The 24,796-nt window shown below is 66.3% G+C and carries 21 protein-coding genes; 10 read left to right on the top strand and 11 right to left on the bottom strand.

The genetic code is table 11. The features are described 5' to 3' along the window. Positions 1-7 precede the first annotated feature (7 nt). A complete protein-coding gene (locus tag AQZ59_RS07590; RefSeq protein ID WP_236698697.1) occupies positions 8-769 on the top strand; it encodes an NUDIX hydrolase in 762 nt (253 codons plus the stop codon). Positions 770-907: 138 nt separating this feature from the next. Here the strand turns inward: AQZ59_RS07590 and AQZ59_RS07585 are convergent, their stop codons facing one another. The 3 genes from AQZ59_RS07585 to AQZ59_RS07575 form a co-directional block, all read right to left on the bottom strand. Continuing rightward, the gene (locus AQZ59_RS07585) at positions 908-1,672 is read right to left on the bottom strand and encodes a glycerophosphoryl diester phosphodiesterase (RefSeq protein WP_062614111.1); all 765 of its coding nucleotides are present in this window, start codon (positions 1,670-1,672) and stop codon (positions 908-910) included. Positions 1,673-1,795: 123 nt separating this feature from the next. Beyond that, complete coding sequence (locus AQZ59_RS07580; protein WP_062614066.1) at positions 1,796-3,904, bottom strand: alpha/beta hydrolase family protein; 2,109 nt, start codon at positions 3,902-3,904, stop codon at positions 1,796-1,798. 56 nt (positions 3,905-3,960) lie between these two features. Beyond that, a complete protein-coding gene (locus AQZ59_RS07575; protein ID WP_062614065.1) occupies positions 3,961-4,632 on the bottom strand; it encodes an NADPH-dependent F420 reductase in 672 nt (223 codons plus the stop codon). A gap of 169 nt (positions 4,633-4,801) precedes the next feature. Here AQZ59_RS07575 and AQZ59_RS07570 point away from each other — a divergent pair, with 169 nt between their 5' ends. Then, on the top strand, positions 4,802-8,392 hold the full coding sequence (locus AQZ59_RS07570; RefSeq protein WP_082661229.1) for an ExeM/NucH family extracellular endonuclease: 3,591 nt from the start codon (positions 4,802-4,804) through the stop codon (positions 8,390-8,392). Between the two features lie 250 nt (positions 8,393-8,642). Then, on the top strand, positions 8,643-9,551 hold the full coding sequence (gluQRS, locus tag AQZ59_RS07565; RefSeq protein WP_062614063.1) for a tRNA glutamyl-Q(34) synthetase GluQRS: 909 nt from the start codon (positions 8,643-8,645) through the stop codon (positions 9,549-9,551). A gap of 78 nt (positions 9,552-9,629) precedes the next feature. Here gluQRS and AQZ59_RS07560 read toward each other — a convergent pair whose 3' ends face one another. Continuing rightward, the gene (locus AQZ59_RS07560; RefSeq protein WP_062614062.1) at positions 9,630-9,842 is read right to left on the bottom strand and encodes an antitoxin; all 213 of its coding nucleotides are present in this window, start codon (positions 9,840-9,842) and stop codon (positions 9,630-9,632) included. Between the two features lie 108 nt (positions 9,843-9,950). Beyond that, positions 9,951-10,949, bottom strand: a complete 999-nt coding sequence (locus AQZ59_RS07555) for an Fpg/Nei family DNA glycosylase (RefSeq protein ID WP_062614061.1) — start codon at positions 10,947-10,949, stop codon at positions 9,951-9,953. 166 nt (positions 10,950-11,115) lie between these two features. Between AQZ59_RS07555 and clpB the strand changes: the two genes are divergently transcribed. Then, on the top strand, positions 11,116-13,749 hold the full coding sequence (clpB, locus tag AQZ59_RS07550) for an ATP-dependent chaperone ClpB (protein ID WP_062614060.1): 2,634 nt from the start codon (positions 11,116-11,118) through the stop codon (positions 13,747-13,749). Here clpB and AQZ59_RS07545 read toward each other — a convergent pair. Continuing rightward, entirely contained in the window at positions 13,746-15,176 is a 1,431-nt protein-coding gene (locus tag AQZ59_RS07545) for a mycothione reductase (RefSeq protein WP_062614059.1), read from the bottom strand. The genes clpB and AQZ59_RS07545 overlap by 4 nt on opposite strands. A gap of 67 nt (positions 15,177-15,243) precedes the next feature. Next, positions 15,244-15,744, bottom strand: coding sequence for a TM2 domain-containing protein (locus AQZ59_RS07540; protein WP_062614058.1), 501 nt, complete (start codon positions 15,742-15,744; stop codon positions 15,244-15,246). Between the two features lie 84 nt (positions 15,745-15,828). Between AQZ59_RS07540 and AQZ59_RS07535 the strand changes: the two genes are divergently transcribed. Next, complete coding sequence (locus tag AQZ59_RS07535) at positions 15,829-16,632, top strand: serine hydrolase domain-containing protein (RefSeq protein WP_082661228.1); 804 nt, start codon at positions 15,829-15,831, stop codon at positions 16,630-16,632. Between the two features lie 25 nt (positions 16,633-16,657). On the opposite strand, the gene AQZ59_RS07530 is transcribed toward AQZ59_RS07535, so the two are convergent. Then, on the bottom strand, positions 16,658-17,482 hold the full coding sequence (locus tag AQZ59_RS07530; protein ID WP_062614057.1) for an exodeoxyribonuclease III: 825 nt from the start codon (positions 17,480-17,482) through the stop codon (positions 16,658-16,660). Positions 17,483-17,536: 54 nt separating this feature from the next. Here AQZ59_RS07530 and AQZ59_RS07525 point away from each other — a divergent pair, with 54 nt between their 5' ends. The 5 genes from AQZ59_RS07525 to AQZ59_RS07505 all read left to right on the top strand — a co-directional run bounded on the left by AQZ59_RS07525 (position 17,537) and on the right by AQZ59_RS07505 (position 20,549). After that, the gene (locus tag AQZ59_RS07525; protein WP_062614056.1) at positions 17,537-18,304 is read left to right on the top strand and encodes an SDR family NAD(P)-dependent oxidoreductase; all 768 of its coding nucleotides are present in this window, start codon (positions 17,537-17,539) and stop codon (positions 18,302-18,304) included. A 48-nt stretch (positions 18,305-18,352) separates the two neighbouring features. Further along, positions 18,353-18,793, top strand: coding sequence for a hypothetical protein (locus AQZ59_RS09450; RefSeq protein ID WP_148132399.1), 441 nt, complete (start codon positions 18,353-18,355; stop codon positions 18,791-18,793). Between the two features lie 91 nt (positions 18,794-18,884). Next, positions 18,885-19,415: a hypothetical protein gene (locus AQZ59_RS07515; protein WP_062614054.1), complete on the top strand. Its 531-nt coding sequence runs from the start codon at positions 18,885-18,887 to the stop codon at positions 19,413-19,415. Further along, the gene (locus AQZ59_RS07510; protein ID WP_062614053.1) at positions 19,388-20,074 is read left to right on the top strand and encodes a TrmH family RNA methyltransferase; all 687 of its coding nucleotides are present in this window, start codon (positions 19,388-19,390) and stop codon (positions 20,072-20,074) included. The genes AQZ59_RS07515 and AQZ59_RS07510 overlap by 28 nt, the downstream gene beginning before the upstream one ends. A 10-nt stretch (positions 20,075-20,084) precedes the next feature. Further along, on the top strand, positions 20,085-20,549 hold the full coding sequence (locus AQZ59_RS07505; protein ID WP_082661227.1) for a (deoxy)nucleoside triphosphate pyrophosphohydrolase: 465 nt from the start codon (positions 20,085-20,087) through the stop codon (positions 20,547-20,549). Positions 20,550-20,677: 128 nt separating this feature from the next. Here AQZ59_RS07505 and AQZ59_RS07500 read toward each other — a convergent pair whose 3' ends face one another. The 3 genes from AQZ59_RS07500 to AQZ59_RS07490 form a co-directional block, all read right to left on the bottom strand. Beyond that, positions 20,678-21,685: a type IV toxin-antitoxin system AbiEi family antitoxin domain-containing protein gene (locus AQZ59_RS07500; RefSeq protein WP_062614052.1), complete on the bottom strand. Its 1,008-nt coding sequence runs from the start codon at positions 21,683-21,685 to the stop codon at positions 20,678-20,680. A gap of 259 nt (positions 21,686-21,944) precedes the next feature. Further along, positions 21,945-23,594 (bottom strand): inorganic phosphate transporter, encoded by a 1,650-nt coding sequence (locus tag AQZ59_RS07495; protein WP_236698694.1) that lies wholly within the window; start codon positions 23,592-23,594, stop codon positions 21,945-21,947. A gap of 224 nt (positions 23,595-23,818) precedes the next feature. Continuing rightward, the gene (locus AQZ59_RS07490; protein ID WP_152994735.1) at positions 23,819-24,643 is read right to left on the bottom strand and encodes a Sir2 family NAD-dependent protein deacetylase; all 825 of its coding nucleotides are present in this window, start codon (positions 24,641-24,643) and stop codon (positions 23,819-23,821) included. Positions 24,644-24,796 lie beyond the last annotated feature (153 nt).

Here is a 24,796-nt window from a genome sequence, read left to right as displayed (position 1 = left end):
GGGCGAGATGCCCGTGGGCCGGCTGGCCGGAATGCCGGGGGAGGCTGGGCGTGAGCCGGGGCGCAAACCTGGCGACGCAATTGTGCAAGCGCGTGGGCGCGAACTTGGCCGTGCGGCCGGGCGCGAGATACTGACGGCCGGCCGGCTGCGGTCGGCGCTCGCGGCTGAGCTGGATCCGATTGTGGACGCGGGGCACCCGCTACCCGGGAAGGGCATGCGCCGGGCGGCCGTGCTCATCCTGCTCGACGCGGCGGACGACCCGGCCGTTCTTCTCACTCAACGCGCCGCCCACATGCGCAAACACGCAGGTCAAGTGAGCTTCCCGGGCGGGAGCATGGACCCGGGGGAGAGCGAGGTGCAGGCCGCGCTGCGCGAGGCCTGGGAGGAGTGTGCGATCCCTGGCGAGGGCGTGCAGGTGTGGGGCCAGCTGCCGGCGAGCTCCCTGCCCGTGACCTCTTTCTCGGTAACGCCCGTGGTAGGCGTGTGGGACTCGGCGCTGACGCTTGAGCCGGTGGCGAGCCCTGCCGAGGTGGAGGCGATCCACCTGGTGAAGGTGGCCGACCTTGCCGACCCCGCCAACCGCGGTAGCTGGCACCGGGCGGCGGCCGGCCGCGAGTATGGCGGGGCGGCCTTCCAGGTGGGCGACCTCGTGATCTGGGGCTTCACCGCCATGCTGCTGGATGGCCTGCTGGTCGTGGCCGGGTGGTCACGCCCGTGGGACACCGAGCGCCGCATCGCCGTGCCCCGGCGCTTCGGCGGCTGGGACTAGTGCGGGCCTTGGGCGCCGGCCCTGGGTTCCGGGCCCGCCAACCTTTGGTGCTGGGCCCGCCAGCGATTAAAGATATCTGGACGATTCTGGGCCTATCTTCGCATATGACAAGATCGCCCCGAATACGTCCAAGAAATCTTAATTGGCCTGGGCCGCCTGGGGCGCCCGGGGAACTTGCCCGGCGGGGAGGGTGTGCGGGACGTCCGAGAACACGCCTGTGACTCCCCAGTTGAACAGTTCGTTGGCGCGGGCCGGGCTGTTGACCGTCCACACGTTCACCCCGTAGCCAGCGTCACGGAAGGCGCGGACCATCTCGCGGGTGAGGCCGCGGGAGTCGGGGTGGATGTGGTCGGCCTCGAGGAGCTCGAGCACCGAGCGCCAGTCCGGCCAGAGGTTCTCTCTCACGAACAGTGCGCCGATGGAGAGGTGGGGCGCCTTCGTCTTGACCTCCCGCAACAGCAGGTGGTTGAAGGACGAGATGATGAGCTTCGGGCCGTCGAGTCGATCGAGCTCCGCAAGCACGTTGTCCACCAGCAGGTGGCTCATTTGGGCGCCGGCCTCGTTCGACTTCAGCTCGATGTTGGCGTTTATGCCGGTGCCGTTCATGAAGTCGACCAGTTCGCGCAGCGTGGGGATCGGCTCCCTGGCGAACTCGGGAGAGAACCAGGAGCCGGCGTCGACCTCGGCAAGGTCGGCCTTGGCGAGCCCGTAGTACGAGCCGGAGCGGTTGGTTGTCCGATCCAGCGCTGTGTCATGAATGAGGATCGGCGTGCCGTCCCCAAGGATGTCCACATCGGTCTCGAGCCAGGTCAACCCCCGATCGGCGGCCGCCTTGAACGCCGCCATCGTGTTCTCGGGCGCGAGCCCGCTCAACCCACGGTGTGCGAAGATTCGCCTTTCCACGTTCAATCACCCATTCCTTCCACCCCTCTTATCTTAGTGGCACCAGCCGTGCCCGTGCGGGACTCCAACTCAGGCCGGGCATGCTACCCGCGCCAGAGCCGGCGCCGACAAGTCGCGCCTGACCTACCCGAGCAGCTCGGGTGCGTGCCACTCCTTGCCGAGCACGTGCTGATCCACGAACGCCATCACGGTCTGGTACCACACCAGCGAGTTGGAAGGCTTGAGCACCCAGTGGTTCTCATCCGGGAAGTAGAGGAACTTGTGCCCGCGCACCTTCGCCACCCGGTTCAGCGCCTGCCACAGGGCGTGGCTCTGCCCGATCGGCACGCGGTAGTCGCGATCCCCGTGGATGACGAGCATCGGCACCTCGATTTGCTCCGCGAAGCGGTGCGGGGAGTAGATCGCCTCCTGTGTGGGCATCATCCACTCGTACCATCCGCCGTTATCGGTGGTGCCGGCCATCTGGCCCACATTCCACAGCGAGGCGTGGCTGACGATGCAAGAGAAGCGGGTGCCTGTGTGCCCGGCCATCCAGTTGGCCATGTATCCGCCGTATGAGCCGCCGAGTAGCGCCGTGCGCTCACCCGAGATATCCGCCCGGGCCTCGGCGGCATCCACGAGTGCGAGGATGTCGGTGTAGGGTGCGTCGCCGATTGCGTCGTTGCCGCGGTCGATCATGTGCTGGCCATACCCCGTGGAAATCGCCGGGTCCGGCAGGAGCACCGCGTAGCCCTTCGCCGCGAATGGGCCCGGGTTCCAGCGCCACGTCCAGTCATTCCACGTGCCCCATGGGCCACCATGCACGAAGACGAGCAGGGGAGCCGGCGCCTCCGCACTGGCGCCCTCCGGCAACCAGAGCCAGGCGCGCACTTCCGTGCCGTCCTCGCCGTGGGCCGTCACCTCATCGAGCCGGCCCGGCGCCTGGACCGCCGGCGTCAGCGGCGCGAGCTCCTTAACCGTGCTGTCGAGTGCCACGCTAACCGGGCAGGGCGGCTGGTTGATCGCCGAACGCAGCGCGTAGATCGTGCCCTCCCGCACGCCCACGTTCGTGTACGCGAAGTCGTCATGCGTCAGGAGCGAGGCCGTGCCCTTCTCCAGATCCACCACGTACAACGACTGCCGGCCCCTGCGCGGGGCGCCGAGCACGAAGGCGGACTCGCTCAGCCACGCCACCTCGCTCGGCCAGTCGCCGAACTCAACCCGGGTGCGCTGGCCGCTGCCCCGGTCCCAGACCTCTGCCCAGGATTGCAACGGCTGACCGTCCACGTTTCCCGACTCCACGAAAACCACGGCCCGCGTCCCCTCCGGCGAGTAGCTGCCCGCCGAATAGGAGCGGTAATCGGGCACGTCCTCCCGCTCGCGCGGGGCAATCGCCACCTCCCGCGCCTCACCCGAGGCCAGCTCCACCTCCCACACCGAGAAGACCTGCTCGGTGGAATCCTTCACCGTCTGACTGATCGTTACCAGCGCCCGCGCACCATCAGGCGAGAACGCCACGCCCGCCAGCCGGCCCGCCGGCGTGGGTACGTGCCGAAGCTTCACCTCCGAGGTGGGCAGCTTCGACTCGCCACCGGCCGCGTCTCCGGCCTCACCAGCCGCGCCGTGTTCACCACTCGCACCGTGATCTCCGGACACACCCTCAGCCGCGGCGCCATCCGGCACGCCGCCCTCCGGGCCCTCCACCGAGAAGTCCTCCAGCTCCGGCGCGTCCGCCACGAACAGCTGGGGGTAGGCCGGCCCGAGGTCGTGATCCCAGAATCGCACGGGGAAGGCCTCATGGAGGATGGCGCTGACCCCGCGTTCCTTGCGCTCGGCCACGAGCTTCGCATCCTCCTCCAGCGAGTGCCCCGGGAACACGTTGACCGTCAGCAGCAGCTTGCCGCCCTCGGCCGTCACCGAGCCGATCGAGCCGGGCGTGCGCAGCACCACCCGCGCCTCGCCGCTTGGCGGTAGCATCCACAGCGCGTTCGATTCGCCTTCGCCGCGATCATCATCCCGGCCGGAGGTGAAGTACACCTCCCCGCGCTCGCCGATCGCCATCAGGCCCTCGCCCTTGACCGAGCGGGTGAGCGTGCGCGGCGCGCCGCCCGTGATCTCCACCAGCGTGGAGACATACTTATCCTTCTTTTTCGCCAGCCGCGCCACGGTGGCGACCGTGCGCCCGTGCCGCGTGGCAAGCGAGGTCACGCGAGGCTGCGCAATGAACTGTTCCATCGAATCAAAAATCGTCATGCCCTCATCCTAAAACGCCCCTCCGACACTTTTTCTGCCGCCCCCCCTTTCCCGCACTAATCCAAGGCAAACGGTTCGGCCGGGTAGTCCCCGAGCCTGCGCACAATGCGCGCTAGTTGCTCGGCCGTTCGCCATCCGCCGTTGAAAACCTGCGTGCCCGGCCCAAACAGCCGCCCGTTCGCCAACGGCCCGGCGTCTACCGGCGCAAATCCCAGCGCGTCAACGATCCGTGCGGCCGCAAGCCGGGCTTCGGCGTCGTCGGCGGCAACACACTGCCCGCGGCGGTAGTCGGTGGAGTGAGGGCGCGCGTCGAAGGCGAGGTCCGAATACGCTAGGTGGTTGAGCGTCTTGACCACGCGCGCGGCGGGGAATAACTCCTGCGTGATCAGGCTCGACGCCCGCGGCTCGCGCGCAAACCGGCTCGCGGCGTCGAGGCGCGGCCAATAGTTCCCGACGTCGATCGCCAGCCTCCCGTCCAGCGCCTCGGCCGGGATCGTCTCCAGTGCGGACAGTGGCACGGCGAGGAAAATGGGCGCCTTGGCGGGAAGATTTTTGATGTCAACGACGTCGATCGCGCGGGCCTGCGCCCCCAGCGTGGCGGCGAGCTCGGTGGCCGGACGACGCGCGGCGACCCACGGCGTCGTGCCGATTTCGAAAAAACGCTCAGCGAGCGAAATACCCATGAGACCTGCACCAATGATGATGGCGCCGCGCCGGAATTCTTCCATAAAAGTCCTCCCTTATTCCATCTTATAGTTCGTGTGTGAGGATGTATGGTTGTTAGACGCCAAGGTGAACAAGGATGTTAACCAAGCGGACACTTTTTTGTCGGACCCGGCAAGTATTGTTGCGATTAAGGCGTGCAATTACGTTTGAACATCACACGAAGGGAAAACTGTGAAACGCAGAAACACTCTAGTCGCGGCCCTCGCCGCTACTGTGCTTGCCCTGCCGCTGGCCACGCTGCCAGCGCAGGCGGACTCCACGGGCGCGACCGACCTCATCATCAGTGAATATGTTGAGGGGTCAAGCAACAACAAGTACATCGAGCTGTACAACGGCACGGATGCCGAGATTGACCTCAGCCAGTACACCATGGAGCTGTACACGAACGGTGCCACCACCACGAAGAACCCGCAAGCGCTGTCCTCCACGCTTGCGCCGGGTGCCACGTTCATCCTCGCCAACTCGCAGGCCAAGATCCATGGCTCGATGGCCGTGCTGACGAGCAGCGTCACTAACTTCAACGGCGATGACGTGCTCGTGCTCAAGAAGGGCGACCAGGTGGTCGACTCGCTCGGCCAGATTGGTGACACCGCGAAGTTCGGCGAGAACAAGACTCTGATCCGCAAGCCGAATGTGACTGCTGGAGACACGAACCCGAACGACGCCTTCGACGTGACCGTCGAATGGAACGCGAAGGGGATTGACGACATCTCCGACCTGGGCAAGCACACTATGAACGGCTCGGGCGCGCTCGATCCTGATCCGGACCCGGATCCTGAACCCGACCCGGATCCGCAGCCTGAGCCACAACCTGGCAACGTCGTAGCGATTGCGGACATCCAGGGCACGGGTGACAAGACCCCGCTGGAGGGTAAGACCGTGACCACGGAGGGCGTCGTTACGGCGCTCTACACCACGGGCGGCTTCAGTGGCTTCTACATGCAGACGCAGGGTACGGGTGGCACCCATGACGGCAACGCCTCGCACGGTATTTTCGTGTTCGACGCCGGCTTGAAGTTCTCCAAGACCCTGGCCAAGGGCGACTTCGTGCGCGTGACGGGCACGGCCGCCGAGTACTATGGTCTGACGCAGCTCAAGGACCTCACCGCCGTGGAGAAGATGGCGAAGGACGGCGTCGTGGATCCGAAGCCGGTGGTGCTGAACGAGTTCCCTGTGGGGAATGAGGCTCGTGAGAAGTACGAGGGCATGCTGGTTGATATCAAGGCCCCGATGACGATCACGAACAACTACCTGCAGAACAATACGAGCAAGAACAAGACGATCTTCACGGCGCGTTGGGGCGAGCTCGGCCTGACCCCGGGGGATAAACCTCTGCGTCAGCCCTCGGATCTTTACAACCCGGCGAAGAACCCGACTGAGATCGCTGCTCTCAATGAGGACAACGAGTCTAAGCTGATCAACCTCGACGACGGCATCTCCTTCGATCTGGTTAACTTCAAGTACGCGAACCACCGCATCCCGGTGGCGTACCTCGATGTGAAGAACCCGGCACGCGCCGGCGCGCAGGTGAACTTCCTGCAGCCGATGATCATCGATTACCGCGACAACACCTGGAAGATTCAGCCCACCGAGCCGGTCAACGTTGAGGGTGCGGAGGATAGCTTCAAGGACAACTCGGTCAACTGGGTGTCCTTCTCCAACAACGAACGGCCCTCTGCGCCGGAGAACCTGGGCGACGTGTCGCTGGCCACCTTCAACGTGCTGAACTACTTCATCACCACGGGCGACCAGCTGAATTGCAAGGGTTACCAGGATCGCGCGGGCAATCTCATTACCGCTAACGGCTGTGATGCCCGCGGCGCGGCCGATGCCGTGAACCTCAAGCGCCAGCAGGACAAGATTGTCACCGCGATCAACCAGCTCGACGCGAGCGTGGTTGGCCTCGAGGAGATTGAGAATTCCAAGAAGTTCAACAAGGATCGCGACGCCGCGCTCGATACCCTGGTTGCCGAGTTGAACAAGGGCGCAGGCACGGATAAGTGGGCGGCCGTGAAGTCGCCGGAGCAGGTTCCGGCTAGCGAGGACGCAATCCGTCTGGCGTTCATCTACCAGCCTGCGAAGGTTGAGCCGGTGGGCGCGTCCAAGATCCTGATCGGGAGCGCGGACTTCACCGGTAAGGCCCGTGAGCCGCTCGCGCAGGAGTTCCAGGCTCTCGATGCCAATGGCAAGGCATCGGGCAAGTCTTTCGTGGCTGTCGCGAACCACTTCAAGTCGAAGGGCAGCCTCTCGGATAAGTCCGATACCGATGTCTACCAGGGCAACAACAACAAGTTGCGCGTGAAGCAGGCCCAGGCCCTACTTGCGTGGGTGGAGAAGGAGTTCGCTGGCAAGCCGATCTTCCTGCTCGGAGACTTCAACGCCTATTCGGCTGAGGATCCGATCCTTGCGATGGCCGATAAGGGTTACACCGATCTTGCTCCTAAGTTCGCTCCGGAGAAGCAGACCTACCAGTTCTCGGCTTACCAGGGCTCGCTCGATCACGTGCTGGCGAACCAGATGGCTCTTGACCTTGTGGTCGGCGGCGACATCTGGGACATCAACGCGGACGAGCCGCTCGCCTTTGAGTACTCGCGCTACAACTACAACGTCAAGTACAAGGAGCTCTACGACACCACGGCGTTCCGCTCGTCGGATCACGACCCGATCAAGATCAGCCTCAAGGTTCTTGAGAATGTCGAGCCCGAGGCGCCGGTAACCCCGAAGGCGCCGACTATGGATGGCGCCGGTATGGTCACGATCCCGACCGTTGAGGGTGTGGTTTACAAGGTCGGCGATCGGGAGGTCACCGGAACTGTTGAGGTGAAGCCTGGCCAGACTGTGACGGTGACGGCCGAGCCCGCGGAGGGCTTTGAGCTGGCCGCGGGTGCGGAAAAGTCGTGGGACTTCACGGTGAAGGCGCCGGAGCCCGGACCTGATCCCGAGCCGGAGCCTGAGCCTGGGCAGTGCGTGGTGATGGATCGTCCGGCCGCCCCGTCGCGTGCGACGGGCGTGTTGGGTGATGCGACTGGCGATAAGCTGGCTGATCTGTGGTCGGTGGATGAGGTCGGCGCGGTGCATTTCTACGCTAATGATGGCAAGGGCGGCTTCTACCACAAGGGCATTGTGATGTGCGGCCAGAACCAGATCGTTGACATCGCCGCGATGGGTGATGTCAACGGCGATCGTCGGGCGGATGTGCTGGTCAAGTACGCTGACGGTTCCCTGTTCTACTACTACTCGCAGGGCGACGGCTTCCTGGTGGAGGGTATGCAGGCTGGCCATGGCTGGGATGGCATGGATAATGTCGTCTTCGCAGGCAAGCTTGGCGCTGCCAACACTGATTATGTGGTGGCGCGTCATGTGGCAACCGGTGATCTGTACCGCTACCAGGTGGGAGTGAACGGCCTGTTTGGTGGGACCAAGATTGGTCACGGCTGGTCGAATATGACCACGATTCTGGCTCCGGGCCAGTTCGTGGGTAGCTCCTACAGCGATCTGGTGGCGATTGCGGCTGATGGTTCGATGTATGCCTACGCCGGGGCTGCCGACGGTGGTGTGTATGGTGCGGGCAAGATCGGGCATGGCTGGGATTCCTTTGTCCAGGCTACGGTTCCTGGTGATGTGGATGGGGACGGCAGGCTTGACCTGGTCGGTATCCGCGAGGATGGTGCCATGTTCGCCTACAAGAACCAGGCCAATGGCTGGTGGGGCGCTGCCCGCCAGGTCGGTCATGGCTGGCAGGCGATGGTCGCCATCAGCTAGGCATGAGCACTCCTGGCTAGTTAGCTGGCTGACAAGCTGACACCAGTCAGCGGTGGGCCCCGGAAGAACTGCTCTTCCGGGGCCCACCCCATGCCCCTGCGCCCGGTCCGACAGAACTCGTGAATATACCGGCTACCGATCCCTAGAGGAACCCGGGTGGCCCCAGATTCACGAGTTGTGTCAACAATCCGCCTGGGGGAGGGGATCCCACCCGGCGCCGGGCCGAGCGTGAGCAGGGTAGACTGTCGCCGTGACCGGCCGCTATGCACCCTCGCCCACGGGCGATCTCCATCTGGGAAATCTGCGAACCGCTCTTCTGGCCTGGGCTTTTGCCCGCCGCGAGGGGCTGGGCTTTCACATGCGCATGGAGGACCTCGACGATCGGTCACGGCCGCAGTATTATGATCGCCAGCTCGCAGACCTCGACGCGATCGGCGTCGACTGGGACGGTGACGTCCTCCACCAGTCCACCCGCATCGACCGATACGAGCAGATCTTCGCCGAGCTCATCGCGCGCGGTCTGCTCTACGAGTGCTATTGCACCCGCCGCGAACTGGCCGACGTGGCCTCCGCTCCTCACCGGCCGCCCGGCTGCTACGCCGGCACGTGCCGTGACCTCACCGAGGCCGAGCGTGAGGAGGGCCGTGCCAAGCTCGCCGGAATGAACCGCGGCCCGGCCTACCGACTCCGCGCCGAGGTAGACGAGCTCGAGGTCATCGACCGGCTGGCCGGCCGCTACACCGGCGCCGTTGACGACTTCGTGATTCGCCGCGGCGACGGCGCCTACTCCTATAACTTCGTCTCTGTGGTGGATGACGGGGACTTCGGCGTCACGCAGATCGTCCGCGCCGACGATCTCCTTCCCTCCACCCCGCGCCAGGTCTACCTTCAGCGCCTACTCGGCTACGAGACCCCCGAGTACATTCACGTGCCCCTCGTGCTCAACCTCGACGGGGTGCGGCTGGCCAAGCGCGACGGCGCCGTTACCCTCACCGACCTCGCCGCCTTCGGCTGGGACCCCCGATCGGTCCGCGCGCTGCTCCTCGAATCGTTGGGTCTGCCCGCCGACGCCGACCTCGCCGACATCGCCCCCGAGGTCATCCCACGCGAGCCCTGGCTTCTGGACGTGGCCGCACTCGAGCTCGGCCCGCGGGCATAAGAGTACCCGCGCATAAAGTCCCGGGCATAAAAGTGGGGCGCTGACCCGCTGGTCAGCGCCCCACCCGGCTAAGGGGTTTTATGACTCATCCACAACCGGGGACTGAGCCGCACTCGAGCTCTCGTTGCCCACGCGGGCATCGAGCTCGTCACGGACCTTCTCAATCTTGTTGGCGTGCTCGGCGCCAGCCTTGTCCTTGGCAAACTTCTCTGCCTGGTCGAGGGCCTTGTCCGAGTACTCCTCTGCCTGGTCGCTATTGAGCATTTCCTTGGCCTTATCAAAAATACCCATGTGGTCCTCCCCTCTCTTCGGTGACGCCGGCTTCCCCGGCTACCCGCAGTTTATCGGATGGTCGGAGCGAGGAAAAGGGAGAATTGCGCCCACGGTGAAGAGCCCCGGCTAACGCTGGCAGCCCGGGCACCAGAACAGGCGCCGGCCCTGCATGTCCGCCTCGCGCACGGTGGCCCCGCAGCGCAGGCAGGCCCGCCCCTGCCGGTGGTAGACCGCGAAACGGGAGGCCTCGGGGTCGCCGGGGAGGGGCTCGGCGGGTGCGAGCTCGGGATCGACGGTGTGGATCGTCCCGCGCACCAGGCCGTCGTCCATGAGAACCACGAGGTCGTCCCAGAGGTCGGCGAGCCTGCCCGCCCCGACCCTTGCGCCCATGCGGTACGGGTGGATCCCCGTGCGGAACAGGGACTCGGCGCGGTAGATATTGCCCGGTCCGGCCGCCACTGACTGATCCATGACCAGCGCTCCCACCGGCGATCGCCGTCGGCGCACGAGCTCAATGAAGAGGTCGTGGTCCCCGGGCGCGTTACGTAGCGGGTCCGGCCCGAGCTTGCCGACGACGGCGGCCACCTCGGCTCCCGTCTTGATGGCGCACTGGTTCGGGCCCGACAAGTCGGCCGAACCTCGGTTGGTGAGGAGGCGAAGCCGGACCGCGCCGCGGGGAGCTGGCGGGCGCCAGGGTTCGGACGCCGCGGACGGGTCCGACTCGCCAGCCGCGGGACATCCGGTACCGGCCACATCCGCGGCCGCCGGAAGCTCGGTCACCGCCTCACCGATGAGGATGTGGGGAGCGCCGAGGAGCTTCGAGGAGAGGAAGTCGGGATCGCCGTTGAACACCCACCGGCCGTACAGCCCGAGGTGAACGTGGAGCCAGAGGGAGTCGGGGGCTGGTTCGGTGAGGGAAGGGACGGTGGCGTTGGCGCAGTCCTCGGGCACGAACGGCACGAAAAGGTGCTTGCCCCAAGCTTGGGCGGGGAGGATGAGGGCGCGGTCGAGGATCTCGGCGCCGGCGGCGAATCGCCCCTGCGGGGAACTCGCGCGCACGACCTTCCCGGCGAAGAGCTCGGTTAGCACGAGTGCGAGGCGGTGGATGGAATGTCCTTCTGGCATGACTCCAGTCTAGGGGTGACGTAAGCGGCAGGGAAAAGGACACCTCCCTCTAGACGCACGAACTTGAGCGCGATACACTCAACTTAGTTGATGTTGGAGATGGCTACCGGAGCCGGTTAAAGACCCCGGAATCCCGCCAACAACCGAAGGAATATTTGGAGGTCTCATGGACAAGCTCACGACCAAGTCGCAGGAAGCGATCGCGGACGCGCTCACTTCTGCCACTCAGGCGGGTAACCCGCAACTCGAACCAACCCACATCTTGGCCGCCCTGCTCGCGCAGAAGGGAGGCATCGCGAACGTGCTCTTGGAGGCGGTGGGCGCCAGCCCGGCGGACATCGCGGAGCGCACGCGCGCCCAGCTTGCCACTCTCCCGGGGGTGACGGGCTCGAACGCTCAGCCGCAGGCCTCGCGCAACACGTCGCTCGTGCTGGCGGACGCTGGCAAGGAGGCGGCCGCGCTCGGCGATTCCTACATTTCCACCGAGCACCTGCTGCTCGCGCTCTCCGCGAACCAGAGCTCGGCGGGGGAGATCCTGCGCGCTGCGGGCGCGGGGCATGACCAGCTCATGGCCGCCCTGCCCACGGTACGCGGCAACCGCAAGGTGGATTCCCCGGACCCGGAGGGCACCTTCCAGGCGCTCGAAAAGTACGGCACGGACCTGACGGCCGCGGCGCGCGACGGCAAGCTTGACCCGGTGATCGGCCGCGACGCCGAAATCCGCCGCGTCGTCCAAGTCCTCTCTCGCCGTACGAAGAATAACCCCGTCCTCATCGGAGAACCGGGCGTGGGCAAGACCGCCGTCGTCGAGGGCCTGGCCCAGCGGATCGTGGACGGCGACGTGCCCGAATCCCTGCGCGGCAAGCGCCTCATCTCGCTGGACATCGCGGGCATGCTCGCGGGCGCGAAGTACCGCGGCGAGTTCGAGGAGCGTTTCAAGGCAGTGCTGGCGGAGATCAAGGATTCCGACGGCGAGGTGGTCACGTTCATCGACGAGCTCCACACGGTGGTCGGCGCCGGCGCGGGCGGGGATTCCTCGATGGATGCCGGAAACATGCTCAAGCCGATGCTGGCCCGTGGCGAGCTGCGCCTGGTGGGTGCCACCACGCTGGACGAGTACCGCGAGCACATCGAGAAGGACCCGGCGCTCGAGCGCCGCTTCCAGCAGATCTACGTGGGTGAGCCGTCGGTGGAGGACACGGTGGCGATCCTGCGCGGCATTGCGCCCAAGTACGAGGCGCATCACAAGGTGACGATTTCCGACGGCGCCCTCGTGGCCGCGGCTACGCTTTCGGACCGCTACATCTCGGGCCGCCAGCTGCCGGACAAGGCGATCGACCTGGTCGACGAGGCGGCCTCCCGCTTGCGCATGGAGCTCGACTCCTCACCGGAGGAGATCGACGTGCTTCAGCGCCAGGTGGATCGACTTACGATGGAAAGGTCTTACCTCGAGGATACGGAGGAGGACGACGACGCCGCGGCCGCCGATCGCCTTGATCGCATCGAGGCGGAGCTGGCCGACAAGTCGGAGGAGCTCGCCGCGCTCAACGCCCGCTGGGAGTCGGAGAAGGCCGGCCGGAACAAGGTGGGCGAGCTGCGCGTGCGCCTGGACGAGCTGCGCACCGAGCTGGAGAAGTCGATCCGCGAGGGCCGCTACGAGGAGGCCGGCCGCATCCAAAACGGCGATATCCCGCAGGTCATGGAGCAGATCGAGGCCGGCGAGGCGGCAGAGCGCAGCGAGGATCGTAGCGCCCCGATGATCGCGGAGCGCGTGGACGCGGACGGGATCGCTGAGGTGGTGGCCGCCTGGACGGGCATCCCGGTGGGCCGGCTCATGCAGGGCGAAACCGAAAAGCTCCTCACCATGGAGGACCACATCGGCGAGCGCCTGATCGGCCAGCGGGCCGCCGTCGTGTCGATCTCGGACGCGGTGCGCCGCTCGCGGGCAGGGGTCGCGGACCCGAACCGGCCCACGGGTTCCTTCATGTTCCTCGGCCCCACGGGCGTGGGCAAGACGGAGCTGGCGAAGGCACTCGCGGACTTCCTTTTCGACGACGAGCGGGCGATGGTCCGTATCGACATGTCGGAGTACTCGGAGAAGCACTCGGTGGCGCGCCTGGTGGGCGCCCCTCCGGGATACGTCGGCTACGAGGAGGGCGGCCAGCTGACGGAGGCGGTGCGGCGCCGGCCCTACGGTGTGGTGCTCCTGGACGAGGTGGAAAAGGCACACCCGGAGGTCTTCGACATCCTGCTTCAGGTGCTCGACGACGGCCGGCTGACTGACGGCCAGGGCCGCACGGTGGATTTCCGCAACACGATCCTCATCCTCACCTCGAACATCGGCTCGCAGTTCCTCATGGACGAATCGCTCGATGAGCAGGCGCGCAAGGAGTCGGTGTTGGCGGGGGTGCGGGCGCACTTCAAGCCCGAGTTCCTCAACCGTCTGGACGACATCATCGTGTTCGACCCGCTGACCATCACCGAGATCGCGCAGATCGTGGACCTGCAGATCGGGCAGATGATGGCACGCCTGGCCTCGCGCCGGATCACGCTGGAGGTGACGGAGGCGGCGAAGTCGGTGCTCGCCATGGAGGGCTACGACCCGGCCTACGGCGCCCGCCCACTACGCCGGCTCATCCAGCGCGAGATCGGCGACCAGCTGGCCCGACTCATGCTGTCCGGGCAGGTGCAGGACGGCGACACCGTGCTGGTCGATTCCGCCGACCTCGACACCTCCATGGTTGAGGGCACGCCCGTCCACCGCCTGGTGTTGACGCCGAAGCCGGCCGCCCGCCCCTAGACGACCTGCAGCAGCGCGTTTTCCACCAGCTCCGGCATCGCCGGGTGGATCCAGTACTGGGTGCGGGCGATGTCGGCGGCACTCTGGCCGGTGGCCATCGCCTGCACGATCACCTGGATGAGGGTGGGCGCCTGCGGGCCGATGATGTGGCAGCCGAGGATCCGAGTGCTGCCGCGTTCGGCGATGATCTTGCAGAAGTTCGTGGTGTCCTCCATGGCCCACCCGTAGGCGATGTCCGCGTACTTCTGCACGCCCACCACGTAATCCTTGCCCGACTTCCGGGCCTCCTCCTCCGTCATCCCCACGGTCGCGATCTGCGGGTGGGAGAAGACGGCGGCGGGTACGGCGTCGTGAACGGACTCGATCATCGCGTCGGGGTGGAGCAGGTTGTGCCGCACCACGCGGGCCTCGTGGTTGGCGACGTGCTTGAGCATGTAGGGGGAGGAGACGTCACCGAGGGTGAAGACCCCGTCGAGCGGCCGGCCGTCGTGGCCGAGGGCGCGCTGGTAGGAGTCGGCGCAGATCCGCCCACCCTCCACGGCGATGCCTGCGGCGGCGGGGTTGAGGGTGTCGGCGTTGGGGATGCGGCCGGTGGCCACGAGGATCTGCTCGGCCTCGAGCGTGATCTCCTCGCCCCCGCGCGTGCCAGTGAGGCGGACCATCCCGTCCTCGCGCGCGGCGGACGTGGCCTGGAAGCCGGTGACAAGCCGGTAGCCGACCGAATTGGTGTAGGCGCGGGAGATGTCGAAGTCGAGCTGGCGCAGCATCCGCTGCCCGCGCGCCACCGCGGTCACGTCCACGCCCAGCGCGCTGAACACGTCCGCCATCTCGGCCGCGATGTAGCCCGAGCCGAGCACGAGCAACGACGCGGGTAGCTCCTCCAGGCGCATGATGCTCGCGTTATCGAGCGCGCCGACGCCGTCCAACCCGGCCACGTCCGGCATGGCGGGCCGCGATCCGGTGGCGACGACCACTCGGTCCGCGCTCACGGTCATCGTGCGGGCGCCGGGCTGGCCCTCTGCGCCTGCCGGGCTCTCGGAGCCCTCGGCCAGGGTGATCTGCACGGTCTTTGGCGCGACGAACGTGGCATGCCCTGTGTAGAGCGTGAGGTTGGCGTTATCCGGATTATTCTCCCGGTAGTCCTTGCCAGCGGCGGAGATCGGGTCGATACGGCCGAAGATGCGTTCGCGGATGGCGGGCCAGTCCACGCCCTCGAGGCGGAGGTCGACGCCGAGGCGCCCCGCGTCGGCGGCCTGGCGCGCCACGTTGGCGGTGTGGACGAACATCTTGGTGGGGATGCATCCCACGTTCAGGCACGTGCCACCGAACACTCCTTCTTCCACGAGCGCGATGCGCTGGCCTGCGAATTCAGGGCCGGGGATGGTGTTGGCCGAACCGGAACCAAGGATCAGGAGATCGTAATGCATGCCCCCAGCCTAGCGCCCGGGCAGGCGCCGGTGCGCGGCGGGGTGCGGAGGGGCGGGGTGTCAGTGGTTAGGGAAGATCGGCGTAGTCACCCGTGCGGCGCGCGATCTGCCAGCACTCGACCAACACGAGGGCAATGATCGGTAGCATCATGAAAATCGACCCGGTGGCGGTCATGCCCAGCGTGCCAGCAAACCACACCAGAACGTTCACCGCCGCGCGGCTCGTGCGGCCCAGGTAGAAGTTGTGGGCGCCGAGCGTGCCAAACAGGAGAGCGAGGACGATCGCCACCCAACGGTTACGCGACAGGATCGCCGTGTGGTGGCTCTTGTGATCGCTCGGGGCTTGAGGGGCGAGGAGGATGCCGGCGCCGAAAGACGGGTGAGCCCGCAGGGCGGCATCGTGACGAAGGCGGGCCTCGGCCGGGCTGAAGCCGCGCGCGAACTCGCCCAGGTTACCCGGCGCGTACAAATCGGGGCCAGGGGCCGTGCGCAAGGAAAGAAGTGGATCGGGCGAGCGTTCAAAACGAACGCCGTCCGCCAAGGAGCTCAACCGCGATGTCTCGTCCATGTGTCCATAGTAACCACTTTCGTTCACGACGCCGAAACTCACCTGCCGCCTGCAGTGCGGCCGGCTTTGTGCCAGAGTGGAAGCATGATCACCGAGCCTCTTCCCGCAGACAAGTTCGACTTCGAGCACACGTACGTGGCCTTCGACGCCCACGACGTCAAGCTTGCCGTGGGCGACCCGACGAAGATCTACCGATACATGTCGGTGACCAAACCGATTGCCGCGTGGGGGATCCTGGTGGCGATCGCGCAGGGCAAGTTCGAGCTCGACACCCCCGCCGGCCCAGAGGGCTCAACGTTCCGCCACCTGCTCGCACACGCCTCCGGCCTGCCCGCCGAACCCGGCGAGCCCATCGCCAAGCCCGGCCGACGCCGCATCTACTCCAACTACGGCTTCGACGTCATGGGCGAGGAGGCCGAGAAGTACATCGGCATGTCGATCCAGGACTGGATCCAGGCCGAGGTACTCGACCCGCTCGGGATGACCTCCGCCCGGATCGTCGGCTCAATAGCCCACTCCGGCACGGGCGCGGCGAACTGCCTGGTCCGCTTCGGGCGCGAGATCCTGCGCCCCACGCTCATCCCCCGCGACCTCGCCGAAAAAGCCTTCCAGGTGCAGTTCCCAGGGATCGGCGGGATCACGCCCGGGTACGGGCGCTCACAGAACCGCCCGTGGGGGCTCGGCTTTTCCATCCGTAACCCCCTCGAGCCGCACTGGACCGGCCCCCACTTCTCCCATCACGTGGTGGGACACTTCGGAATGTCTGGTTCGTTCTTCTATATGGACCTGTCCCAGGGCAAGGGTGGCGCCTTCCTCGGCGTCAAAGACTTCGACAAAGAGCATATCCAATACTGGCCGGTCCTCACCGACGAAATGGTGCAGCTGTAGCGCGCTGGCCGCGCAGCTACGTCCGCTACAGCGCGAACTCTACGATGACGGGCACGTGGTCCGAGGCCCCCTTTCCCTTGCGCTCATCCCGGTCGATCGCGGCGGAGGTGACGGTGCCCGCCAAGGCCGGTGAGGCATAGATGTAGTCGATCCGCATCCCCTCGTTCTTGGGGAAGCGCAGTTGCTGGTAGTCCCAGAACGTGTAATTCGTGACCCGCCCCCGCGTGACCTCCACGAATCCCGCCTGCTCGAAAGCGAAGAACGCCTCCCGCTCCGGCTCACTCAGGTACAGGCCGCCGGTGGCGCTCGTGTCCCACACATCCGCATCGGTGGGAATGACGTTCCAGTCCCCGACCAGGGCGATCTTCGCCTCCGGATCCTCCACCAGCCGGGCGGCCATCGCGTCTTTCAGCGCAGCCAGCCATGCCAGCTTGTAGTGATAGTGAGGGTCTCCAACAGCCCGCCCGTTGGGAACGTACAGGCTCCAGACCTCCACGCCTGAGCTGAGCCCAGTGCTGCCGCAGGTGGTGCCGAGAGCCCGGGCTTCGACGTCGCCGGCAATGAACAGCCCCTCGCTGGGCGCGCCCTTGGCAAAGCCGGGTTGGCCGGGGAACGCCGTGCGCACGCCCTCCAGCCCCACCCGCGACACGATTGCCACGCCGTTCCACTGATTGAGGCCGTGCAACGCCACCTCGTAGCCCGCCTCGCGGAAGGGTTCGAGGGGGAACTGCTCAGGCTTGCACTTGATTTCCTGCAGGGCGAGCACGTCCAGGTCATGGCGCGCGAGCACCTCCACGGCGCGGTCCGCGCGGGCGCGAACCGAGTTGATATTCCATGTCGCTAACTTCATGACCCCAGCCTACAGTGAGCCTCCGACAAGTTTTTCTCCCGCTAGACTCAACCCATGACCACCGCACTCATCACCGGCGCCTCCGCCGGCCTCGGCCGCGAATTCGCCCGCCAGCTCGCCGCCTCCGGCCACGACCTCATCCTCGTCGCCCGCAACGCCTCCTGCCTCGAGGACGTGGCGGGGCAGCTGCGCGCCGAGTTCGGGGTACGCGTGGAGGTCCTCCCCGCCGACCTCGCCGATCACGACGCCGTGGGTCGGGTCGCGGCGCGGATAACGTCGTCGTCGGTGGCGCTGGTGGTCAACAACGCGGGATTCGGGCTCGGGCAGGACTTCGTGGGCGGCTCGCTCGAGCGGGAGCTCGCCGGGCTGGACGTCATGGTGAGGGCCGTGCTCGTCCTGTCGCACGCCGCGGCCGCGTCCATGAAGGCCCGCGGCCGCGGTGCCATCATCAACGTCTCCTCCATGACAGCCCTCACCGCGCAAGGCACCTACTCGGCGCACAAAGCCTGGGTGCGCACGTTCACCGAGGGGCTCGCCGCCGAGCTCGCCGGCACAGGCGTCACTGCCACCGCCGTCACCCCCGGCCTCATCCGCACCGAGTTCCACGAACGCTCCCACGTCGACTCCAGCCAGTGGCCCGACGTCGTCTTCGCCCAGCCCGCCCAGGTGGTCGGCGCGGCGCTCGCGGCGGCCCGGCGTGGCCGGGTGCTCGTCACGCCCACTCCTCTCTATAAGGCAGCGGCCGGCGTCGTGAAGCTGATGCCGCGCGCGCTCGTGCGGAAGGTGGCCGGGCCGGGCCTATCCGGCCGTGACGGGGCCTGACCGCGGGGCCTCCCAAAATTCTCTGTGGCCTGCGGCACAGATGTGCCAATGTTGACTTCAGAGCTGGAACTCGCCGGCCACCAGCGCAACGAGGGGCTGACGAGGCCGGATACCCCGCCGAGCTGTCGGCCGATGGCCGGGCATTCACTGGGAAGACCTCAGCGACGCCACTCGGACGCAGTTCTGGATCTGCTACGCCGAATACGCTCCCGACCCCGTGCCTACCCCGAGGAAACGCCCGAGCAACGCGCCGTCAAGTACGAGTGCTACACCAGCTTCTTCGTCCCATGTGCGAAGGCTCAGGGAGTGGAGTTCCTCCAGGAGCCGCCCAGCAAGGAGGCCTGGATCGCCAGTTTCGATGATGCGCACAGCGGCGACGCGTGGTCGCCCGCGGCCCGCAACCGATTCGTGGATGGAAGCGAGACTGCGCGGAATCTGTACGCTGCGTGCCCGGCGTTGCCGCTCGCCCAGTACTATTACGGCCAGTGACATGTTAGCCAAGCGACTCCTCCCCGCCGTGTGGGCCTCCCACCGCGACCCCGTTGCCGTGCTCCGCACCCCGTAGTCGTATGCTGTGAGCATGGACATTAACGACGCACCCAAAGCGCGCCTTGCCGATCACCTGCGCGAACTCGACCCCCTCACCGCCACACTCCACCGCGAAGCCGCGCCCCTCCTCGGCCACGCCATGCTCGACCTACTCGAAGAAGCCGGGCTCGGCCCCGGCAACATCGAAGCCGTCGGTGGCGAGGGGCCGCTCGCGCTCGCCATCGCCACCGCTATCCTCCACGCCGCCGCCGCGCGCGGCCAATACCTCGACGCTTTCCTGATCGACGACGCCGTGGCGCGGCCCGCGATCGACGGGCCGGTTGTCGTGGTGGGATTTGACTCGGCCCGGGTGCCGGGGGAGCTGGCTGCTGGTGGGCCGGATGAGGGACCGAAGGTGGCGGGTGTGGCCGTCGTCGTTGGGGCGGCCGGAGCGGAAGACGTGGGCGCGACCGGAGCGGAAGGCGTGGGCGCGGCGGGCGGGGACGGCGTCGTGGAACTGGCACTCTTTGAGGCCTCTGACCTGGGGGAGGCCAAATGGCCGACGATCCACACGGCTTCCTGACCTGGGGAAACGGAGAGAAGATCGGGGGAATCGTGGGGGTCGGGCCGTGGGCCGAGGAGCACCCCGGCGAACCGGTACCCGACGACCCCCGCTACGACCCCGAGTTGCTCGCCGCCGGCGACCGGCGCAACGTCACCGACCGCTTCCGCTACTGGCGCGTGGAGGCGATCCACGCCGAGCTGGAGAAGAGCAGATCGGCGCTGCATGTGGCGATCGAAAACCTCGAGCACGACCTCAACATCGGGTCGATCGTGCGCACAGGCAATGCATTCAACGTGGGTGGCGTCCACATCGTCGGGCGCAGAAAATGGAACCGGCGCGGGGCGCTTGTCACCGACCGGTACCTCAACATCTACCACCGGCCCGACGCGGCCGCGCTCGCGGACTGGGCACGGGAGGTCGGCTACACGCTCGTGGCCGTGGACAACACCGGCGACACCGAACCCATCGAAACCGCCGACCTGCCCGAGAAGGCCGTGCTGGTGTTCGGGCAAGAATCCGTGGGCATCTCTGATGAGCTGCGGGCCGTGTGCCCGCGGGCAGTGTACATCCCACAGTTTGGGTCCACGCGCTCGCTCAACGTGGCCGCCGCCGCGGCCATCGCTCAGCACGAGTGGGTGCGGCGACACCGGCCGTTGGGGGCTGGGGCCGGAGAATGAGAGGGAGACGGTGAAAGAGATTCACGTGGTCGGGGCTGTGTTCTGGCGGGAGGCTGACCCGGAGGCGGACCCGGCGGGCACGGGAGCCGGAAAGGGGGCTGGGCGCGAGGCTAGGCGCGGTGCCCAGATTCTGGCGGCCCAGCGCGGGCCGGGGAAGAACATGGCCGGGTACTGGGAGTTCCCGGGCGGGAAGGTCGAGCCGGGGGAGACCCCGCGGGAGGCGCTGGCGCGCGAGGTGCGCGAAGAGCTGCTGGCGGAGGTGGAGGTCGGGGAATTTGTGGGCCGCGGAGTCTACGACTACTCCTTCGGCCGGGTCATCCTGGACGCGTATTTGTGCAGGTTGGAGGGTCAGCCGCGGCTGACGGAGCACGCGCAGGTGCGCTGGCTCGGGGCCGACGAGCTGATGGATGTGGAGTGGGCACCGGCCGACCTGCCCATCCTGGAGGAGCTGCGTCGCCGCCTCTCGGCCGGCTGATCCGGCGCCGCCGAGCCGGCGCCCGCCCCTGCTGAGGCCTCACCCGCCCCGGCCGATTAAAAACTTTTGGACGAATTCGGGGCGATCTCCTCATATAAGAAGATCGCCCCGGATTCGTCCAGATAATTTCAACGCCTCAGTGGGATCGGCGGCTTGAGATGCCTCCGTTGGCGGATGAGGGCCAGCAAATAGGCCTGTGTCTCCTCCCATTGCCAGAAAATCTGGGCGTAGCTGAGCGAAACCGTTTCATACCCGAGTAGCCGGGCGTTCTGGATCCGGATGTAGTCGCGGTTGCGCTGTTCCTTGGTCGAGTGGGCGAGGTCGCCGTTGCATTCTAGGATCAGGGAGCCGCCGGCTACCATATCCACTCGGCCCACCGACGGGATGTAGACCTGTGGTTGCACGTGCACCCGGTTCGAGAGGAGGAAGAGCCTCACCCGGGTCTCGAGGCCGGACTCGGAGAATGGCGACGCCCGCCGCAGGACAGCCTGCTTGTTGACGGAGAGGTCTTGGATCAGGTTGCCCACCTCCACCATCTCGATCAGCCCCTTGTTGAGCGCCGACTCCAGTGCCATAAGGCCGGTCTCCGCATCGTGAAAACGCAGCACTTGTGCCACCGCCTCCCGAGGAGTGGGGATGAGACTGGGCGCGTCGCGCTGGCTGTGAATGGTGACGCCTTGCGGGCGGGATGTTGTCTGATTGCGCTGAACTGCCATGTGCAAGCCCTGGTGTGGTACCCATATGCCGTAGCGCCTGCAGGCACTTTCGCACGCGATGGCCCCGCCGAGTTTGACCGCGCGGATCGCGTCGGGATCCGCGCGTGGCAGGGCATAGACTCCATGCCTGAGGCGTTGAAACCGGCCGGCCTTGACTGCTTTGGAAATGGCGTAGTGGGAGGTGTAGCCCATGGTCTTGAGATCGGCCTGCGTGACCAGGCCAAACTCTTTGCGAGCGGACTGCGGTGTCCACAGCGGTGACTTGTTCTCCTGCTCGGGGTACCAGTCCTCGGGCGGCACGTGCCAGTCCGGCGGGTCGAAGAACTTTGGCGGGTTTGCCAGCCAGGCGGGTTCGTCGGTTGCGGGCGGGGCGGCCCGCCGGAGCGCCCCGCCCCGTTCAGATGGGGTATTGTTCAACATCCTTCAAGTGTGGACTGTTGCGGTAAATCCGATTCCGCCGATTGGGCGAAATGTGGATACAGCGCGCTCTTGGGCTGGCCGTGGATAGCTTTTCCCCCGACCGGCCGCGTTCCCAGAGGCCCCATTAAAAAATTTTGGACGAATCCGGGGCGATCTCCTCATATAAGAAGATCGCCCCGGATTCGTCCAGTAAATTCAAACGCGGTCACTCAACCGGGCCGGGCAGGGCCACGAAGGGATGGGGTTGCCCCTTGCCGGCCTAGAAAATCAGCCGGATCACGGACACCGTGGCCGCCGCAATGGCCGCCGACACCGGCAGCGTGAGCACCCACGCCAGGCCAATCGGTTTCATGAGACCCCAGTCGGTGTTGCGGTTGACCATGCCGATGCCGAGCACCGCGCCGATGAGGATGTGTGTGGAGGACACGGGCAGGCCCAGCAGGGAGGCGCCCATGACGACGGCCGCGGCGGACAGCTCGGCGGAGAAGCCGGACGCCGGGTGCATCTCCGTGAGGCCGGAGCCGACGGTCCGTATGACGTAGCGGCCGATGAACCACAGGCCGGCGATGAGCGCGATGCCCATCGAGACCATGACGGCCACGGGCACGGTCGACTTCTCCACGATTGCTCCGGTCTTGAGCACGTCGAGCACGGCCACGAACGGGCCGAGCGCGTTGGCGATGTCGTTCGAGCCGTGCGAGAACGCGAAGGCCGACGCGGTGAATACCTGCATCCAGGAGAAGAGGAGGAAGGTGGAGCGCTCGAGGTTCTTCTTCTTCATGGTGCGGGAGAAGATGTAGACCGACATGTAGACCACGGCCGCGATCATGCCCATGATGAGCAGGTTGCCCACGTTGGTCATGCCGAGGTGGAGGTTCTTGAGGCCCTTGAAGAGCATCATGCCGGAGATGATCAGGGAGCCACCGGCGGCGAGTAGTGGGATCCAGGTTTCGATGGCGCGGCGCGGTTCGATGAGTTCCTTCTCCACCTGGATTTGGTGGAGTTCCTTGAAGTAGGAGGATTCGAGGTCTTCGACTTCCCAATCTTCTTCGCGCATGGCGGCGAGGTCGCGGGTGAGGGCGTTGGTGTAGCTCTTTTGATCCTTTTCGCTCATCTGCTCGAAAAGTTCGCGGTGGCGGGCCTTGAGTTCCTTCTTTTGAGCACGGACGGCTTCGAGCTGAATCTCGGCGGCTTCATTGTAGCTCAGGATGGAGCTCTTGATGCCACGGAAGAGGATGTAGGAGACGATGCCGCCGAGTACGGGTGAGAGCACCCAGGAGATGGCAATTTGGCCGACCTGTCCCCATTGTACCATGGACCAGCCGCCCTTGCCGGTGATGAAGCCGACCGCGAGGGCAGCGCCGACGATGCCGCCCACGATCGAGTGGGTGGTGGAGACGGGCCAGCCCATGCGGGTGGCGAGGAGGAGCCAGGTGGCGGCACCGAGGAGGGAGGCCATCATGATGTAGGCGAATTCGAGGGGGTCGAGTCCGCTGATCGCGTTGAGGTCGACGATCCCGGAGCGGACCGTATCGGTCACCTCGCCGCCGGCGATGACCGCGCCGGACACTTCGAAGATCGCGGCGATGACGAGCGCCTGCTTGAGGGAGAGTGTGCCGGCGCCCACGGAGGTGCCGAACGAGTTGGCGACGTCGTTGCCGCCGATGTTAAACGCCATGAAAAAGGCGAAGATGATGGTGGCGCCGAGGATGAGCCAGCTGGCGTTGCCTACGTAGTCTTTGGACCACAGGGCGAAGACGACCAGGGTGATGGCGAGCATTCCACCGAAGAAGAGATGCCAGGGGGTGTTGTTTTCCTGTTGGGTGGCGGGGCTGACGCCTTGTGGAAGACTGGGGAGCTCGATTTTTGCTTGGGCGCCCTTGGGGTCGGCCATCATCATGCCTTTCATGCGCAAACGACTGACGGTTCAAGACTAATTGGCGGTTCGCTATGCGCCAAAACCCCTCTCGGCCTTGTTGCGTGTTGTTTACCTGCTGTTTGTTTTCACGACGACGACGCTGGCCCACGCTGGGACGTCGGTCCTCGAAGCGGCTCGGGTGCCGGCCCGCTGGGGGAGCTGGTGCCGGTTGGCCGGGAGGCGGGCGGAGGGGCCGGTCCCCCTCCGCCCGCCGTTTATAACAGGTCGGCGAGGGCGCTTAGTGTGGGTGAGACTCCGGCGTCGATGCGGATGTCGGCGAGGGGATCGGCGGCGGTGGGGCCGTAGTTGATGATGGCGAGCGTGGCGCCGGCCGCGTAGGCCTGGCGTACGATCCACATGCCCGTGCTGACCACGAGCGAGGAACCGGCCACGAGCGCAACCTCGCAGTCGCGGGCGGCGCCCATCGCGTCGCCCATCGAGGTGGGCAGGGACTCCCCGAAGAAGACGACATCCGGCTTGACCAGCCCTCCGCACACCGGGCAGGGCGCCACGCGGAAAGTAGAGGCCTCGGCCTCGGCGCGGTCGGCGGTGGCGAGCACGGCGGGGTCGCGGTCGTACTGCGGCCAGCCGGGGTTGAGTGCCTCGAGGTAGGCGGCGTATTCGCCGCGCGGGAAGCGGGCGCCGCAGTCGAGGCAGTGCACCCGCGCGAACGACCCGTGTAGCTCCCACACGCTCCTGCTCCCGGCTTTGGTGTGCAGGCCGTCGATGTTTTGCGTGGCAACCCCGGTCACCGCCCCCGCCTCCTCCAACCGGGCGATGGCAACGTGAGCACCGGAGGGCTTTAGCGCCTCGAACTGGCGCCACGTCTCGTGATTGCGCTGCCACACCCAGCGTTGCCACATGGGGTCGGCCACGAACATGTCGTAGGTAATCGACGGCTTCTCCGTGGTGCCCTGCCCCCGATAGTCCGGCAGCCCGGAATCGGTGGACACCCCCGCGCCCGTGATTGCGAGCGTGCGCCTCCCGCGCATCGCCCGCGCAAGCTCCTCAGCCGCCTCGACCGGATCAGAAATAACCATGACCATCCCCTCGCCCCGATCCTACGCGCACGCCTCGCCCCGGTGGGAGGTGTTACAGGTGCGACGGGCCGGGCCGTCGTCAAACAACGACGACGCGCGGAAACGGACGAAAGGCGGGCCACGACGTCGTCGGAAATGATTAAGCCGGGGACC

Origin of the sequence: Trueperella bernardiae (assembly GCF_001469025.1) — a bacterium.
Taxonomy (GTDB): Bacteria; Actinomycetota; Actinomycetes; order Actinomycetales; family Actinomycetaceae; genus Trueperella; species Trueperella bernardiae.
The sequence above is the reverse complement of the archived record's forward strand: the minus strand, read 5'-3'. Positions and strand labels throughout refer to the sequence as shown.